Origin of the sequence: Sphingobium sp. HWE2-09 (assembly GCF_035989265.1) — a bacterium.
Lineage (GTDB): Bacteria > Pseudomonadota > Alphaproteobacteria > Sphingomonadales > Sphingomonadaceae > Sphingobium.
The window spans coordinates 1,968,734-1,984,562 of the sequence record NZ_JAYKZX010000003.1 but is presented as its reverse complement, the minus strand read 5'-3'; the positions used below and the strand labels follow the sequence as shown (position 1 = coordinate 1,984,562).

Here is a 15,829-nt window from a genome sequence, read left to right as displayed (position 1 = left end):
TCCGCCATCCGGAGTAGCTTAGAGACCCGCATGTGTCGGTCCAGCAATGACTTATCGTGACGGTGGGGACGAGGTCGTCCATCAACCGGATGAAATTGGCAACGTCCTGTGGATGCCGTCCGGTGCGTTCCAGAAAATGTGGGTCGTCGCTGGCCGACGCCCCTGACATAGACATTCGGCCTCACCTTTCGGGCTTGTAACGGACCGAAGTAGGTCCAAAACCAACCTTAATGCCCTGCCGCCAGAACGTCCTTGCGAGCATCTTGTTTTTCTCTTGTCTTTCTCTCCCAGCTGGCGCCAGATCGGACTGGCGCGACGGGACGGTCGGACTTTTCCCGGGCCCCTTGCGTCATGACTGCATCGCGGCCATCTGCAATCGGTGCGAAGGCGTAACGGCTTTGCCGCATCGGCTTGATATCGGAGGTGTGGGATGAAGCTGCTATTTGAGGACTTCTCGCTTGATCCCGACCTGCGAGAGCTTCAGCGGGCTGGCGTACCGGTGACGCTCGCACCGAAGGTGTTCGACCTCCTATACCTCCTCGTCGCGCATCACGACAGGATCGTGAGTAAGGACTTCATGGTGGCGGAAGTCTGGAACGGTCGGATTGTTTCCGACTCCACGCTTGCGAGTCACGTGAACGCCGTCCGCAAGGCGATCGGTGACGATGGAACGCAGCAGCGATTTGTGAGGACCAAAGCGCGGAGGGGGTTTAGGTTCATCGCGGCGGTGAGGGAGCAGGGCCGGTCGGCGTCCACCGTGCGGACGCTGGTCCTGAAGCCTGACGACGCTTTGGATCGAAGTGTCTCCAGGCCTCTGCCTCTACTGGTCGTGACACCCGTGCTGTCGCATTCGATGGACCGTTCGGACGCGCACTTCGCCGACGGACTGCATGATGAGCTGCTGGTGGGCCTCGCGCGCATGCCTCTGATCGGGGTGGTGGCTGACGGGGCACGCCTTGTCGATCCGATGGCCTCGGGTGTGCGCAGCGACTACCGGCTCGATTGCAGCGTTCGCTCTTCAAACGGTCGCAGGCGCGTTTCCATGCGACTTGGCACTTCAGGTGGAATCTGCCTCTGGACCGGCTGCATCGATGTCGACGATGGGGACCAGATCGATGCGCAGGAAAGGATATCGAGGTGTGTCGTTGCCGCTCTCGTGGATTGTCTGAAAAGGACGGAGGTGGATCGCGTTCTTCAGAAAGACCCGGAGAGGCTGAACTACTACGATCATTTCATTCTGGGACAGTCGTTGATGGCTCGGAAGGGACGCGTCGAACTTGAGCGCGCGGTGGCGGCGTTCCACAGATCGGTCGAGCTCAATCCGGATTTCGGTCCCGCTTATGCGGCAGCTGCCTGGTCGCTGGTGATGAAGAAGCAGGCGCTCTGGATGGACGACGTCGATCGCGAGAGTGCGGAGGGTGCGCGCCTGGCACAGGCCGCGGTGACTAACAGTGACGACGACCCCGTCGCACTGACTAGAGGCAGCTATGCCCTCGGCCATTTCGGAGAGGATCTCGAGATCTGCGGCGCCTACATGGACAAGGCGCTTCGTGTGGGACCGGGATGCGCGTTCGCTTGGGCTCTCAGCGGTGGGCAGCTTCTTTCAGCAGGTCGGCGTGCGGAAGCGCTGGCGAGGATCGCCAGAGCATCCCGGGAAAATCCTACCGAAGCCGAGATGGCGGACATCGCGATCCTCACGAGTCTTGCCCAACTCCTTGGGTCACAGAGCGACGAGGCATCCCAATCTTCCCAGACGGCCTTCCTTCTGGATCCGCACAATCCCCGCGCCATGGCATTGAATGCCGCGAGCAATCTGGTTGGCGGCCGGCTCTCCGATGCGGAACGAGCGATGCGACTGCTTCGGCGCCATAATCCGGCGCTTCGGGTTTCGAGCGTCCGCAACTGGGTCCATCTCCGTAAGAAGGAGGATCTTCAATTGTTCGCGGACGGTCTGCGGGGAGCGGGGCTGCCCAGCTAGGGAGTTGCAGACGATTTCATTCGGGTGGTTGACCCGGGTTAATTCGGGCTGTTGGAATTGTCGTCTTCCTCGGCCACGGACTGGATCACGTCCTTCAGTGGAGCGGATCGATCGAACAACCCGCGAAGGTCCGTTCGGCGCTTGAGAACGTCATCGAGGGTGTACTTGTCCAGCACTTCGAGGAAGGCCCGCGTAGCTTCGTTCAGGATTTGGGGAAGGGTACAGGCCGTAGCGATGATGCAGGAACTGCAATCGACCAAGTTGAAGCCGCTCTCGGTGTGGCGGACGATTTGTCCAATGGTGATGTCACTGGCCGGCCGGCCCAGCCGCAGTCCGCCATTTCTGCCACGCACGGTTATGAGAAGCCCGGCCTGACCTAGATTCTGAGCGACCTTCTTGAGGTGATCCTTGGACACGCCGTACACGTCTGCGATCTCCTGGATCGAAGACAGGTCTCCCTCGTCGCGTGCGCCCACATGTAGAAGGACACGCATGGCGTAGTCGGTGTAGCGGGTTAGCTGCATGGGGCAATTCCGTCGTTCGAAGGCATCGCGAGGGCATGACGCACAAAGCGGCCCGGCTCAAGCCGGACCGCAGGAGGCATGGTCGGAGAGTGACCGAATTCAGGCTGCAACGTGTAGTTCTTCAGCATGTTCGGGATAAGGGGCGACATCGCGAGCTTCCTGGCCACCCAGCTCATCCGCGAAGCCATGATTGACGTCCCGATGATGCGCTTCGTCGGCGCGGACGACAAGCACGACGTCCCGCAGCGTGGCATCGGCTGGCAGCTTCCAATAGTGGATGGCAAGGGCAGGGGCGGGGCGATCGGCGATCTCACCGGCGTCGATGGCCTGCAGGAAGTGGGTGTAGCTGATGACGGCCTCTTCCTCGAAGTAGCCGACGACGCGATGGGCAATACGCGGAGCGGCAAGGTAGATGCCGAAGAAGGCACAGTAGAATCCCCACTGGACGAGAAGGATGAGGAGCCGCTCCAACATGTTCGGCTGCGCGACCTTGATGAAGGTCATGAGGTGCATCCGCTCGTTCTCGGCTTCCTCCATCAACGTGCGGATCCACCCGTTGTCATCGACCATCCGGCGAAGGCACTTCAGATGGGTCAAGGTGGCACCTACCATGCCGGGGACCGCAGCGACCGTCTCGATCACAATGGCGCGGTGGGTATGCCTCTGCTGGAAGATCAAGTCCGCGAAGAAGCGCAGGGTCTTGGTGAAGCCCCAGGCGACGCGATCTCCGAAATCCTCGGGTTTGCGGTGTTCGATGCTAACGGCGATTTTCTCGTACATCTCGATTTCCTCCCTTTGCTGCGCGGCCCGTCGGAAGGGCGAGTCGCTAAAGGTGTAATTCGTATGCCCCTTTAAAGGAAATGGTGCAACAGAAAAGATGCAGTTGACTTACACCTTTTTAGATTGAAGATAGGTGCAGTCAAATAGCACCTTAATGGAGTCGCTCAATGGCGCATCCCCCGTTTATTGATGAGGCGATGATACGACCGCTGGTCCTGGCATTCTATCGTCGAGTGCGTAGCGATCCGCTCCTTGCTCCTGTGTTCGATGCCCATGTCAGCGATTGGGAGGACCACCATGCGAGGCTCACCGACTTCTGGTCCTCGATCATGCTGACGAGCGGGCGGTACAAGGGAAGTCCGCTTGCTCTCCACCTCCTGCATGCCGATGCCATGACGCCGGATCGGTTTGCCCGATGGCTGGAACTTTGGCGGGAGACAGCTGAGGAGATGCTGCCGCCTCCGGGCGCTGCCGCTGTGCAGGCCAAGGCGGGGCGCATCGCCGAGAGCTTCCAGCTCGCCATGAGATACAGGCGATCTCCGACCACGGCCGCCACCTGACGACTTCATCGCGTCGCGAGTTCTGTCGGATCCACCTATTCCCCGGCAGCTCTAACCTATCCCACGGTCCGGTCTCTTTCACGACCGGAATCCTGGAAACTCGTCCACTGCGCCTGCGCCTTCCGCGCGGGTGATCATCCATGAAGGAGACTGAGATGACCGAACCGCTTTCCGCCGCCACCATCGCCATCGTCAAGGCCACCGTTCCCGCGCTCGCCGAGCACGGCACCGCCATCACGACTGCGATGTACGCTCGCCTTTTTCAGGACGAACACATCAAGGCCCTCTTCAACCATGCCAACCAGGGGGAGAGCGGTGCTCAGGTCCATGCGCTTGCGGCGGCCATTTTGGCCTATGCCCAGAATATCGAGAACTTAGGCGTGCTTGTTCCGGTCGTGGAGCGCATCGCTTACAAGCATGTCGGCTATCATATCCTTCCCGAGCACTATCCTTACGTCGCCAATGCATTGCTCGCGGCGATCAAAGAAGTGCTCGGTGATGCGGCATCGGACGAGATACTCGCTGCTTGGGGCGAGGCCTATTGGTTCCTCGCGAATATCCTGAAGGCGAGGGAGGTGGTCCTTAGGGACGAGATAATGGCGTCTGAAGGGGGCTGGACCGGCTGGCGCCGCTTCGTTGTAGCCGAGAAGATCCGCGAGAGCAGTGTCATCACCTCATTCGTTCTGCGTCCAGAGGATGGTGGGCCCGTGCTGCGTCACAAGCCCGGGCAATACCTCACCTTCCGCTTGAAGCCAGACGGCTCGCCGGACCTCAAGCGCAACTACTCCATCTCCTGCGGACCCAATGATGACCACTACCGCATATCGGTCAAGAGGGAGGAGAACGGCCAGGGCGGTTCGCGCTTCCTCCACGATTCCATCGAGGAAGGCGATGTCCTGGAATCAACTCCGCCGGCGGGCGACTTCTTCCTTTCCGATGCCCCGCAGCGACCAGTCGTTCTACTGTCCGGCGGCGTTGGCCTAACGCCGATGGTCAGCATGGCGGAGGCGATCGTCCAAGATCATCCCCACGTCGATGCGCATTATGTCCACGGCACGGTGAACAGCGACACCCATGCTCTGGACCGCGAGGTGCGTGAACTGGCCAAGGGTTGCCAGAACCTCCATGTCTCGACGTTCTACAGTGCGCCCCAGCAATGCGATGTCCTTGGGGAGTCCCACCAGGGCGAGGGTTTCATTTCCATCGATTGGCTTCGCGAGAACACGCCACTGACGCAGGCGGACGTGTTCCTATGCGGGCCTAAGCCGTTCCTCCGCGCATTCGTCGCCGAACTGGCACTGGCAGGCGTGCCTTCCGATCGCATCCACTACGAGTTCTTCGGACCCGCCGACGAACTCATGGCGGCATAGGCGATGCAGGATGAGGAACTCGATAGCGTGCGGGTTGTCGGTGATGACGGCACCTGGCTAAGCGCGATCGAGTTCCGCCTGTCGGATCGGTGGCGGGGACACCGCGGACCCCGGTGGGTCATAGGCAGGCGCCAATGGCGGCTGTGCACGGGGGAGGTTCTCGATACCGTCGATAGGGATGCTTTCATCGTAAGGGCGACGGGCGAACTGCTGCATCGTTTGTGACGGCGTTTGGACTTGTAACGGTTTTGCGCCGGTGACCTATCTTATTATGCCACCTTGGCTTCGAACGCGAGCGGGCTGACGCCGCCCAGATATGAGTGTCGGCGGCGGGTGTTGTAGAACCCGTTGATGTACTGGAAGATGGCAGCTTCCGCCTGACGCCGCGTTTGCCAGTTCTGCCGCCAGATGAGTTCCGCCTTCAAGGATTTGAAGAACGTCTCGACAGATGCATTATCATAGCAATTACCCTTGCCGCTCATCGATGGCTGTAGGCCATAGGCCTGCAGTTTCTTTTGATAATCGTAAGAACAATACTGGCTGCCGCGATCCGAATGGAAAAGGCAGCCTTCCGGAGGCTGACGCAGGCGCACCGCCATATCTAGGGCCCTGATCGCCAGATCCTTTTTCATCCTGTCGCTGACAGCCCAACCCACGACGCGACGGCTATGCAGGTCAAGAATAACGGCAAGGTAGAGCCAGCCCTCCGACGTCCAGATATAGGTGATGTCGCCTGCCCATTTACGGTTGGGCGCATCGGCGGCAAAATCCCCGTCCAGCCAGTTCGCCGCGACACCCAGGCGATGTTCGCTATCCGTCGTAACCTTGTGCTTGCGCGTGCGGACCGGCTTGATCCCGTTGATCTTCATCAGCCGCCCGACCCGGCGCTCGCCAACGTCGAGCCCAACCTCCTTCAACTCCATAGTCATCCTCGGACGACCATAGCTGCCGAGGCTAAGGCTGTATTGTTCCCGGATATGGGCCAGCACTTTCATGTCCGTCCGCTCCCGCCGACTGACCGGTCGCGAGCGCCAGGAACGATATCCGCGCTCACTGACAAGCATGACACGGCAGAGCAACTCAACAGACCAGCGATGCCGCCAGCTATGCACAAAAGCGAACTTCACGGCTTTTGGCTCGCGAAGAACTGCGTGGCCTTTTTTAGGATTTCCCTCTCCTCCCGGAGCACACGATTCTCTAGGCGAAGCCGTTCATTCTCACGTGCCAGATCTACCTGCGGCGCTGAAACCAGATCACTGGGCCGATACTGCGACACCCATTTGCCGAGCGTCGATTTCCCTATCCCCAAATCAGATGCAACTCGGTCGCGCGGCAACCCGCTGGTCAGCGCTATACGAACCGCCTCCTGCTTAAACTCTTCGCTATGTTTGATCATATCGTCGGTCTCCTGTTGCGAGCTCTAATCGCTCAGGTCACCGGCACAAAACCGTTACAAGTCCAGATCGCGTCTTGCATCTCCGTGACGCGCATCAGCACGGTAGCCTTGCCTGGCCTAAGGATTGGTTGGATGGAAGAACGCGCGGAGCCGGGGAAGGATGTCGGTCAACCCGTGCGTATATTCGACAGGTTGAACCACCCGACCATGTTCAAGCAGGACATACCCTCTCTGGACCGACGCCTTGAAGGCCTCCCCCAGCTTGGGCAGCGACTCAATCAGCGGATCCAGCGCCGCTTTCCCAATAACCAGCACGTTGGAATGCGTCTTGGCAATCGCCGAGACCTGCTTGGCGGCTCCCGTCATGAGCCCGATCTCTCCGATGTAGTCACCCCCTCCGATACGGCCGCCGACCTCAATCCGCCCGGCTTCGTCTTTTCGGCTGATCTCCAGCACCCCATCGGTTAGGACGTACAGGTTGGTATCGATGTCCCCCTGCTCGAACAGAGGCGTCCCGGTAGGTAGGTGACGAAGTTCGGCACATTCGCGCAGGGTGCTGATCTGATCCGCAGTCAAGCTTGCGAACAGTGACAGGGAGGCAATGGGGTCTCGGACCTCCACGGTCGGCGGAAGCGGATCGCGGAGTAGAAGACCGGCTTGCAGAAGACGCGATCTGATGTGCTGAAGTGCTTCGCTCTTCGTCCGTCCGAGCGTTCTCATGTCATCGACGAGGGCGTGCACGCCGTAGACGTTGCTTCGCGGTGATAGACGAAGGAGACCGACCGAGGGCTTCGGGGTCTCGCTCACCGAGCGTGTCAGGAGCAGTCCGTGAGTGATCAATGCGATCGCGCGTTCGGGATCGCCATGGGCGCTCACGGCGATCTCGAACTGCATGCCCCGACGGCACGACGGGTAGCTTTGGTTGATGATGCGCGCTTTGGCGATGGTGCTGTTCGGAATGATCGCGACGTCGTTGTCGTCGGTGGAGATCCGGATCGAGCGCCAGTTTATTTGCGATACCGTGCCTTCGACGCCGCCATCGACGTTTATGCGGTCTCCGAGACGGAACGGCTGCTCCACGCCGACGGCAATTCCGGAGAAGAGGTCCGCAAGGGTGCTTTGGAGCGCTAGGCCGAGTACGACCGCCACAATGCCCGAGGTCGCGACCAATCCAGACAGTGGCAGCCTGAGGACGAAGCTCATCACAGCGAGGAGCGCGCCAAGGTAGACGGCGGCCGATAGGAGATCGGAGAGAAGACGGCTCTGTCGGGAGCGGCCATCGTGGCCCAGCGTGTATTGCAGCAGGAACGAAAGGCCGATCGCGGCCAGGATCCACCAGAACCCAGCCAGGATTTGGTCTGCGGCTCCATGTCGCGACACCTCGCCTGTCGGCGATAGGAACGGCGTACCTCCGTCTGTCAGATAGACTATGCTGAGCGCCGTGAGCATTGCTCCGGCGGCACCGGCCCGCCACCGCGCTCCGGCGCGCCTCAAACAGGCGGCTAGAAGCGCCGCAGCGCCGATGGCTGCGCCTATCAGCGCAAGCGATGTCGATGTAGACATGCCTACCTAGCTTCTGCGTCGTCGAGCGTTTCACTCTTGTCGGTCTCGACCACTGTCAAAAGAAGGGTGGGGGTCAAGTTCTCGAAATGGGGGCGAGCTGACCGCATCTCTTGCGAGGCGAGGTCCGCGTCAGCCTGCACGGAAGGTGTCGCCCGGCCGAGTACGGAGGCCACGAAGGCCTCGCGGGCTCTCCGAGGCAATCGGTTGAGCGCGATCAGTAGCGACACTTCAGCCGCATCGGCGATTGCCACGACAGCCGGATCTTCGTCTGCGCCACCTGGCTCGATGCGGGCGATCTCGCGTTGCCGCTCGATGCAGGCCTGTGCGACGAGCCGCAGAAGATGCCTTAGCGGCGCGTCGAAGGAACCCTGCGTCATTTCCCACGCATCGCGGACCCTTGATATCACCTCTTCGGTCTCCATGGTGGAAGGTAGCAGGCGCGAGGCAAAACGTCGGAGTTGCGGGAGGGCACGATCGAAGTCCCGACGCCTCCCCAATAAGTCAGTTGCCACAAGGTCTGCTGTGAACGGATCGCGTCGGGCGCGCATGGCTGTAGTCCTCATCAGGTCGATGTCTTGACGATGTAGCGGCATGTTGTGTGACATGGTGCCGCTGCCACGCGGCGAGGATCCCGCGCTTGATCACCCGACGCCATCAGACGAGCCTCCAGTCGGGCCCATTCTTTGGAATAGGGGCGCAGCGTCGGATCGTTGCACTGCCAAAGGAACGCGCGGTCTCTGTTTTGGAACATGGAGCATGGCGAGAGCCTCGACCTGCCTTCGGTTCAATCCAAACGACAGGAGCGCAGGCACATGCTCTTCGGCGAGCCCTTGCCGGGCGAGGGTGGCTGCGACGAAGCGTCGTAGTACTTGCCGCTTCGGGGTGTCCGGCTCCTCGGGAGGCCGTGGCCCCAGCACGAGCGACGCCACTCTGCCCATTAGAGCGGCGGCTGATCGCGGCGCGGGCCTGCGCGCGGGAGCCCGTCGCGAAGACTCCTCGAACGCACGAGAGACCTCTGACCACTCTTTAGCGTTCAGGCTTATCGAATGCTCTTCCATGCTGCGCTCCTTGCTAGAGCGTTTCATACATTGGCGGGCCCATCCCGATTATCCGGTTCGTGTTCACCTGATTGATGCCCGAGATGTCGTAATGCCCGCCGCATTCACGGTGTACGTAGGTATCGTCAGCGTCTGTTCTATCAGAGAGTCCGACGCGTGACCTCAGGTTGAGGGGCCGATCCGCATCATACGAAAGGATATGAGGGGGCTTCTTCCTTGGTCGCTTCCTGCCTCTCTGCTATCGTTCCGGGGAGGAGAGATACGTTTGATCGAGGAAGGTTCACTTGTTCAGCACACGATCCCGGGGCTGCCCGTCATTGTCGACGAGCGACCGTTGGTGGTGATTGCCGACGACAGTGGGAACCTGCGTGAAGCCCTCGAGGAACTGTTTCTGTCCGTCGACATCGAGACGATCAGCTTCGGAAATGCGAGGATGCTTCTCGAGAGCGACCTCCCCGATCGACCCGGTTGCTTCATCCTCGACGTTCGCATGCCGGGTCTCAGCGGGCTTGATCTCCAGGCGCAGCTTGTCGAGTGCGGACATCTCATGCCGATCATATTCCTCACCGGCCATGGTGACGTGCCGATGAGCATTAGGGCCATCAAGGCCGGAGCATTCGACTTCAAGACCAAGCCCGTGCGGGATCAGGATCTACTCGATTCCGTTGCCGCAGCGGTCGAGGTCGATCGCGTGAGGCGCGCCAAGGACAAAGTCTCGCATGATAGCGCGTCGAAGTTCAACACTCTCTCGCCGCGCGAACGCCAGGTGCTTGAACTCTTGGTGGGTGGTTACCTGAACAAGCAGATTGCCTACGAACTCGGGGTCACGGAAGTCACCATCAAGCTGCATCGCGGCAGCGTCATGAAGAAGATGGAGGTGGGGTCTGTGGCGGAACTCGTGAGGATGTGGGACCATATCCCGGTTTCGATCCGTCAGGGCGTAGTGGCATAGACTAGCGTATGGCTTCCGTACCATGCCGAAATGCCCGATTGGGGCTACGTCTGGTTTCCTCGTTAAAGGAACTCCGCTTGCAGCATATCCCATTGATTGCGGTCGTCGACGACGATGCGGGCATGTGCGATGCGATCGCGGAACTCCTTGAGGTGCTCGACTTCGAAACCGCGCGCTTCTCGTCAGGACAGGAATTTCTTTCGAAGCTCGCCCAGAGGCGGTTCGACTGCCTGGTTTCCGACATCAGGATGCCGGGGATGGACGGATACGAGCTGGGCCGTCGAGTGGCTGCGATAGCCCCTGGCCTTCCCGTCATCTTCGTAAGCTCGAGCGAGGACGAACTAGACCGGGTCCGGGCGTCTCGGTCGGGAGCGTCAGCGTTCTTGCGCAAGCCGCTGGATGCGGATGAATTCAAGTGTCAGATCGATCTCGCCGTGCAGCGCGCCGCTGAGGACTAGGTGTCGTGTACTTCGGACTGTGTTTGGTCCGTGCCGCTGATGGCGAAGCCTAGGAGGCGGTCCATTCGGACGAGATCCTGCACGTTGCCGGCCTGCAGCTTGTGCATGGCATTGCTGCGGTGGATCTTGACCGTGATTTCGCTCAGCGAAAGGGCATCGGCGACCTGGCGGTTCTTTCTGCCGGAGAGAATGAGCGATGCCACCTGTTTTTCGCGCACGGTCAGCATGGCGAATCTCAACCTGACCTGACCGCTTTCGACCGCCGCCGATCTGGAATGTCGATCGAACTCTATCGCGACGTTCGTAGCGTCGAGGACATCCTGCTCGCGAAGAGGTTTCAGGAGGAAGTCTTTGGCTCCTGCTTTCAGGCCACGCACCGCCATGGGAATGTCGGCATACCCGCTCATGAAGACCACAGGGAGGAGGAATCCGTGTGCGGGCAGCCGTTCCTGCAGTTCCAGACCGCCAAGTTGCGGCAGACGCACGTCACACAGCAGGCAGCCAGGAGAGACGGGGTCCGCCTTTTCGAGGAATTCAGGCGCCGTCGCATAGCTCTGCGCCTTCAGCCCCACTGAAAGGAATAGCTCCTCAAGAGCTTCACGAATGCCTTCGTCGTCATCGACGATCTGGACGATCGGCTCGCTCGTAACATGTTGTGCTTCCATCGTTCTCTCCGGTGCTGGCGGTGAACGAGCCGGCCTGGGGCATAGTCGGGCAGATTATAGCCCATACGGCATGGCGGCACCATCATACGAAGGGATGGGGAGCGCATAGTTTTTCCCTTGTCCGAACCAGCCCGAGAAATTGCGTGCCTGCAGGCGATACCATGGGATGGTCATTCCTCGCTCATTGGCATCAAAGACCTGACGATTAGCCCGATAATCGCAGGAATGGGTCGAGGTTATTCTCTCAATGTAACGCAAGCATCCATGGGAGATCCTATTGTCCGCATCTGCCGAACAGAAGCCTCCCTACGCGGCGCTCGCCGTCGCCGGATATGGTGCCGTGCTGGGAGCCCTCTTCCCACTTGTTGCCGTGTTCAGCGCGGCGGACATTTCGGGGGGCTGGACGTGGCTGCGGACAGCGGAGCATTGGTAAACACCTTCCAGAACCTCGGTGCTGTGGCAGGCATACTCGCGACGCCAGCGCTTGCGTTCGGTATTGGGCGGGGAAGGGCGATGTCAGTTGTCGCCGCTGGATTTGTCTTCAGCTCGATACTGTGCGCCCTTGCACCGAACCTGCCTATAATGCTTTTCGCAAGAACCCTCCATGGCGTCTTCGGCGGCGCCATGCCGCTGATGTTCATGCTCTTAGTCATGACGACGCTTGCCCCTCTCGGCGGACGCTTCGAGGGTATGGCGCTGTTCGCCGCATCGACTTCCCTCTTCTTCGGCATCGCCGCGACAGTGGGCGGCTCGCTTGTCGACACTTTCGGGTGGCGCAGCCTCTTCTGGGCACAGGCATTGCTCGCCCTACCCTACTGGGCCCTTTCGACGAAGGTCATGACAAGCGAGAAGGGCCGCATCGAGATGTTGACGGGAGCGGATTGGCCCAACTTCATCCTTCTATTCCTCGGCTTGGGAATGGTCCTCATAGCAGGATCGGAGGGCGAGAGGCATTTCTGGTTGGAGGCATGGTGGGTGCCTGCTCTGCTGGTTGGCGGAGCGATTGTGATCGTATCGGCTGTCTTGGGGTTGCTTCGCACCGGCAAGCCACTTCTCATTCTCGCGGTATTTCGGCGGCCCACCTTCACGTGGGGCATCATCCTATCCCTCTTCTTCCGGTTCGGGCAGATGTTCGCCGTCTACATCGTGCCGTCTTACTTGGGCCGGTTGCAGGGGTATCGGCCCGTGGACACGGGTACGGTTTTGTCGGCGATGGCACCGACAACCGCCGTTGCTCTAGTCGCATCATACTTCTGGGCCCGCCGCTTCGACAGCAGGTGGCTCCTTTCGGCCGGCCTGGCCAGCTTCTCTGCGGCAGCGGCCTTGTGTGTTCCGATCACGCCGGAATGGGCCGCCGATCAGTTGCGCGCCGGTGCTGCGGTCGCTGGCTTCGGCATGGGTTTCTTCAGTGTCGCGGTTCTTCGCTTCGCGACCTACCAAGTCACCATGCAGGACGGCCCGACCGTGGGCATCATCTTCAACCTGACCCGTGTGTTCGGCATAGTTTCCGGACTCGGAATCCTTTCCCACCTAGTCGTCGAGCGGGAGAAGTTTCACTCCGCAGCCTTGGTGGAAAGCCTCAGCACGACGTCACCGGAGACGACGCAGCGCCTTGTCCAATCCGCTGGCGCCTTCGCGCGCTTCAGCGCTGACGGCGATCTGGCGCACTCCTCGGCGATCGCAGCGCTGGGGCGTGCTGCCGGAGGGCAGGCCTTCACGCTCGCCTTCTCCGACGCCTTCCTGATTTCGGCGATCTCGCTCGCAGTGGGCGCGGTGGTCGTCTGGGCATTGCCCGCAGTTCCGGCCGAAGTGCCGACCCCACAGAGGAACTCCATACCGAAAGGGACAGCCGCATGAACAATATCGCAATGTCGCGCACGGAGCCGGGCACGGAGGGCGAGCGCGCAGCCGCCTCGCCGAAGGCTTGGAGCGCCGGCAGACGTGTCGCCACCGCTCTGCTGGTCGGCGGAGCAGCCGTTGGGGCGGTTGCGTGTCTCTACGCCTACGGACCCCGGAGTGTCGCCTTCGTCACGACGGACAATGCGTACGTGAAGGGGGATGTGACTTTCATCTCGCCCAAGGTTCCGGGCTACGTCACTGCTGTGTTGACCGAGAACAATGCCAAGGTGGTGCCAGGCCAGATTCTAATCCGGATTGATCCCACTGATTACCGATCCGCGGTTGCCGATGGCGAGGCTGCCATTGCGCAGGCCGAAGCCTCGCTTAGGCAAATAGGCGCCCAGGAGCAGTTGCAGGATGCGCAGATACGTGCAGCGGACGCCAATGTCACGTCGGCGAAGGCAAGCGCCGTACGCAGCAGCGCTGATTTCAAGCGGTCGGATGCTCTGGTCGGGCAGGGAGCTGTCAGCCGCCAGCTTTTCGAGGCGGCAGAAGCGGAAAATGTGCGGTCGCGATCTTCCGTCGCGCAGACGGAAGCGCAGGCGCAGGTCGCTCGCCGGCAACTGGGGGTGCTCGGCGCGCAGCGTCTGACAGCGCAAGCCCAGATTCAGAGCGCCCGTGCGAAACTGTTGCGTGCGCGAGCGGATTTGGACCGGACACAGATCACCGCTCCTCGTGAGGGGCGGGTGGCGGCGCGCAACATCCGCCTGGGCGAATTCGTAAACACGGGCACGCGCCTTCTTGCGATCACCCCCACCCGTGGGTTGTGGATCGAGGCCAATCTGCGCGAAACGCAGCTGGCGCGGATACGCTCGGGCGATCGGGTGCAGGTCGGTGTGGACGCGGTGCCGGATGTCAGGTTCTGCGGCGTCGTCGAGGGAGCATTCGGCGCGAGCGGATCGGAATTCTCCGTTATCCCCCCGGACAACGCCACCGGCAACTTCACGAAGATCGTCCGCCGCTTCACGGTTCGCATTCTTCTCGACCCCGATCAGCCGGGTCAGGAACGCCTATCGACAGGCATGTCCGTGACGCCGCGGATCGAGATCGGCTCTCATGAGGATGGCCGCTCCCATGGCGGGCTTGTCTCCTGGCTGGTCGGAGGCTCGTTCAAGTGCGGGAAGCGGTCATGAGGCGGTTTCTCGTCCTTGCAGCCGCAGCTTTGCTGGCCGGATGCGTGACTCCGCCCAATCTTGGGCCTGCACCGGAGGTCAGGCCAGCGGAAACCTACTCCAGCGCCGAATCCTTCTCGGCCGGGCGGACCGCTTGGCCGGGGGACAGCTGGTGGCAAGCCTATGGCGACGCTCAACTAAGCGCGCTGATCGAAGAGGCACTGACGAACGCGCCGACGATGGCACAGGCGGCTGCCAGACTTCGTCGTGCGGAGGCCATGGTGGGATCGGCAAAGGCGACATTGCTGCCTTCGGTCGCGGCGGATGGCTCTTTGACCGTCAGCAGGCCCAGCGTGAACCTTGGCATTCCGGTGACTCCGGAACGCCAAGGCTACCAGGACTATGGCCGGGCAACCCTCGGCTTTTCCTGGGAGCTCGACTTCTGGGGCAAAAACAGGGCGGCCGTCGCCTCGGCTACCTCCGATGCAGAGGCGGCAAGGGCGGATGTCGCCGCCGCGCGGCTCGTCGTTTCCGCTTCCGTTGCGGCAACATATGCCGATCTCGTTCGCCTCTACAGGGATCGCGACGTCCTTGAGGAGACCCTGAACGTCAGGCAGCGATCACTCGATCTGGTTCGTGCGAGGGTTCAGCATGGGTTTGACTCGGATGCTGATCTCGCGCAGGCCGAGGCCGGACCTCCGGCCGCGCGGTCGGAGCTCGCACAGGCCGACGAGGCAATCGGACTGACGCGCAATCGCATGGCGGCCCTTCTCGGCGCGGGGCCCGATCGGGGACTTTCAATCCGGCGCCCGACGGCACCAGCGCTCAAGACCTTCGGACTTCCGGCGAATCTTTCGGCCGACTTGCTCGGCCGTCGTCCCGACGTCGTCGCGGCGCGCTGGCGGGTGGAGGCAGCGGGCAGGCGCATCAGGGTCGCCAGAGCGCAGTTCTATCCGAACGTGAACCTGCTCGGCCTCATAGGCTTCGAAGCTCTGGGCATCGGCAACCTGCTGAACAGCGGCAGCGACATCGGCTCGGCCGGACCTGCTGTGAGCCTCCCGATCTTCGATGGCGGCAGGCGTCGAGCCAACTACCGCGGCGCGCGGGCGGAATATGACGCTTCCGTAGCCGCGTACGACGACGCACTGACGCAGGCACTGCGCGAGGTAGCGGATGTCGCGGTGAGCAGTCGACGTCTCGTGGACGAGGTCGCCGGTGCAGATCAGGCGATGGCGGCTACCGAACGAGCCTACAGGCTGGCCCAGTTGCGCTATCGGGAAGGTGCGATCGACTATCAGTCTGTTCTGAACGTGGAGGATCGTCTTCTCGTCCGCCGCCGCCTTGCGGCAGCCTTGCAGGCGCGGGGATTCATCCTCGATGTCGCCCTAGTCCGCAGTCTCGGCGGTGGGGTGCTCCGCTAGCTCATTGCTCCCCAATTTGGCATCAATGATGTGACCCCTTGGCCATTATTCGGGTCCTTGGGGTGCTTTAAAGGGAAGATGAGGCTGTTCGGA

General features: G+C 61.2%; 14 protein-coding genes. 8 read left to right on the top strand and 6 right to left on the bottom strand.

Annotated elements, in window-relative coordinates; translation table 11 throughout:
- The first annotated feature begins 430 nt into the window (after window positions 1–430).
- The gene (locus U5A89_RS15055) at window positions 431–1,978 is read left to right on the top strand and encodes a winged helix-turn-helix domain-containing protein (protein WP_338161880.1); all 1,548 of its coding nucleotides are present in this window, start codon (window positions 431–433) and stop codon (window positions 1,976–1,978) included.
- 38 nt (window positions 1,979–2,016) lie between these two features.
- Here U5A89_RS15055 and U5A89_RS15050 read toward each other — a convergent pair whose 3' ends face one another.
- Both U5A89_RS15050 and U5A89_RS15045 read right to left on the bottom strand, forming a co-directional pair.
- Window positions 2,017–2,502, bottom strand: coding sequence for an Rrf2 family transcriptional regulator (locus tag U5A89_RS15050; protein ID WP_338161879.1), 486 nt, complete (start codon window positions 2,500–2,502; stop codon window positions 2,017–2,019).
- Between the two features lie 99 nt (window positions 2,503–2,601).
- Complete coding sequence (locus U5A89_RS15045) at window positions 2,602–3,282, bottom strand: alternative oxidase (RefSeq protein ID WP_338161878.1); 681 nt, start codon at window positions 3,280–3,282, stop codon at window positions 2,602–2,604.
- A 167-nt stretch (window positions 3,283–3,449) separates the two neighbouring features.
- On the opposite strand from U5A89_RS15045, the gene U5A89_RS15040 reads away from it, so the two are divergent.
- On the top strand, window positions 3,450–3,842 hold the full coding sequence (locus tag U5A89_RS15040) for a group III truncated hemoglobin (protein WP_338161877.1): 393 nt from the start codon (window positions 3,450–3,452) through the stop codon (window positions 3,840–3,842).
- A gap of 155 nt (window positions 3,843–3,997) precedes the next feature.
- Window positions 3,998–5,212, top strand: coding sequence for an NO-inducible flavohemoprotein (gene hmpA / locus U5A89_RS15035; RefSeq protein ID WP_338161876.1), 1,215 nt, complete (start codon window positions 3,998–4,000; stop codon window positions 5,210–5,212).
- 269 nt (window positions 5,213–5,481) lie between these two features.
- Here hmpA and U5A89_RS15030 read toward each other — a convergent pair.
- The 3 genes from U5A89_RS15030 to U5A89_RS15020 all read right to left on the bottom strand — a co-directional run bounded on the left by U5A89_RS15030 (window position 5,482) and on the right by U5A89_RS15020 (window position 8,593).
- Window positions 5,482–6,608 (bottom strand): IS3 family transposase gene (locus tag U5A89_RS15030; RefSeq protein ID WP_445190658.1). Its coding sequence is split into 2 segments (ribosomal slippage): window positions 5,482–6,368 and window positions 6,368–6,608, totalling 1,128 coding nucleotides; the frame shifts between segments, so codons are not numbered across the junction.
- A 117-nt stretch (window positions 6,609–6,725) separates the two neighbouring features.
- On the bottom strand, window positions 6,726–8,057 hold the full coding sequence (locus U5A89_RS15025; RefSeq protein ID WP_338161874.1) for a mechanosensitive ion channel family protein: 1,332 nt from the start codon (window positions 8,055–8,057) through the stop codon (window positions 6,726–6,728).
- A gap of 116 nt (window positions 8,058–8,173) precedes the next feature.
- Window positions 8,174–8,593, bottom strand: a complete 420-nt coding sequence (locus U5A89_RS15020) for a hypothetical protein (protein WP_338161873.1) — start codon at window positions 8,591–8,593, stop codon at window positions 8,174–8,176.
- A 901-nt stretch (window positions 8,594–9,494) separates the two neighbouring features.
- On the opposite strand from U5A89_RS15020, the gene U5A89_RS15015 reads away from it, so the two are divergent.
- Window positions 9,495–10,181, top strand: coding sequence for a response regulator transcription factor (locus U5A89_RS15015; RefSeq protein ID WP_338161872.1), 687 nt, complete (start codon window positions 9,495–9,497; stop codon window positions 10,179–10,181).
- A 77-nt stretch (window positions 10,182–10,258) separates the two neighbouring features.
- Complete coding sequence (locus U5A89_RS15010) at window positions 10,259–10,639, top strand: response regulator (protein WP_338161871.1); 381 nt, start codon at window positions 10,259–10,261, stop codon at window positions 10,637–10,639.
- Here the strand turns inward: U5A89_RS15010 and U5A89_RS15005 are convergent.
- Window positions 10,636–11,304, bottom strand: a complete 669-nt coding sequence (locus U5A89_RS15005; protein ID WP_338161870.1) for a response regulator transcription factor — start codon at window positions 11,302–11,304, stop codon at window positions 10,636–10,638. The two genes, U5A89_RS15010 and U5A89_RS15005, sit on opposite strands and share 4 nt — an antisense overlap.
- 405 nt (window positions 11,305–11,709) lie before the next feature.
- Between U5A89_RS15005 and U5A89_RS15000 the strand changes: the two genes are divergently transcribed.
- Genes U5A89_RS15000 through U5A89_RS14990 form a run of 3 tightly spaced genes read left to right on the top strand, consistent with a single transcriptional unit; the run spans window position 11,710 to window position 15,736 of the window.
- Window positions 11,710–13,161 carry an MFS transporter gene (locus U5A89_RS15000; RefSeq protein ID WP_338161869.1) on the top strand — a complete coding sequence of 484 codons (1,452 nt, stop codon included), beginning with the start codon at window positions 11,710–11,712 and terminating at the stop codon, window positions 13,159–13,161.
- Entirely contained in the window at window positions 13,158–14,336 is a 1,179-nt protein-coding gene (locus U5A89_RS14995) for an HlyD family secretion protein (RefSeq protein ID WP_338161868.1), read from the top strand. Before U5A89_RS15000 ends, U5A89_RS14995 begins: the two co-directional genes overlap by 4 nt.
- A complete protein-coding gene (locus tag U5A89_RS14990; protein WP_338161867.1) occupies window positions 14,333–15,736 on the top strand; it encodes an efflux transporter outer membrane subunit in 1,404 nt (467 codons plus the stop codon). The genes U5A89_RS14995 and U5A89_RS14990 overlap by 4 nt, the downstream gene beginning before the upstream one ends.
- Window positions 15,737–15,829: the final 93 nt, after the last annotated feature.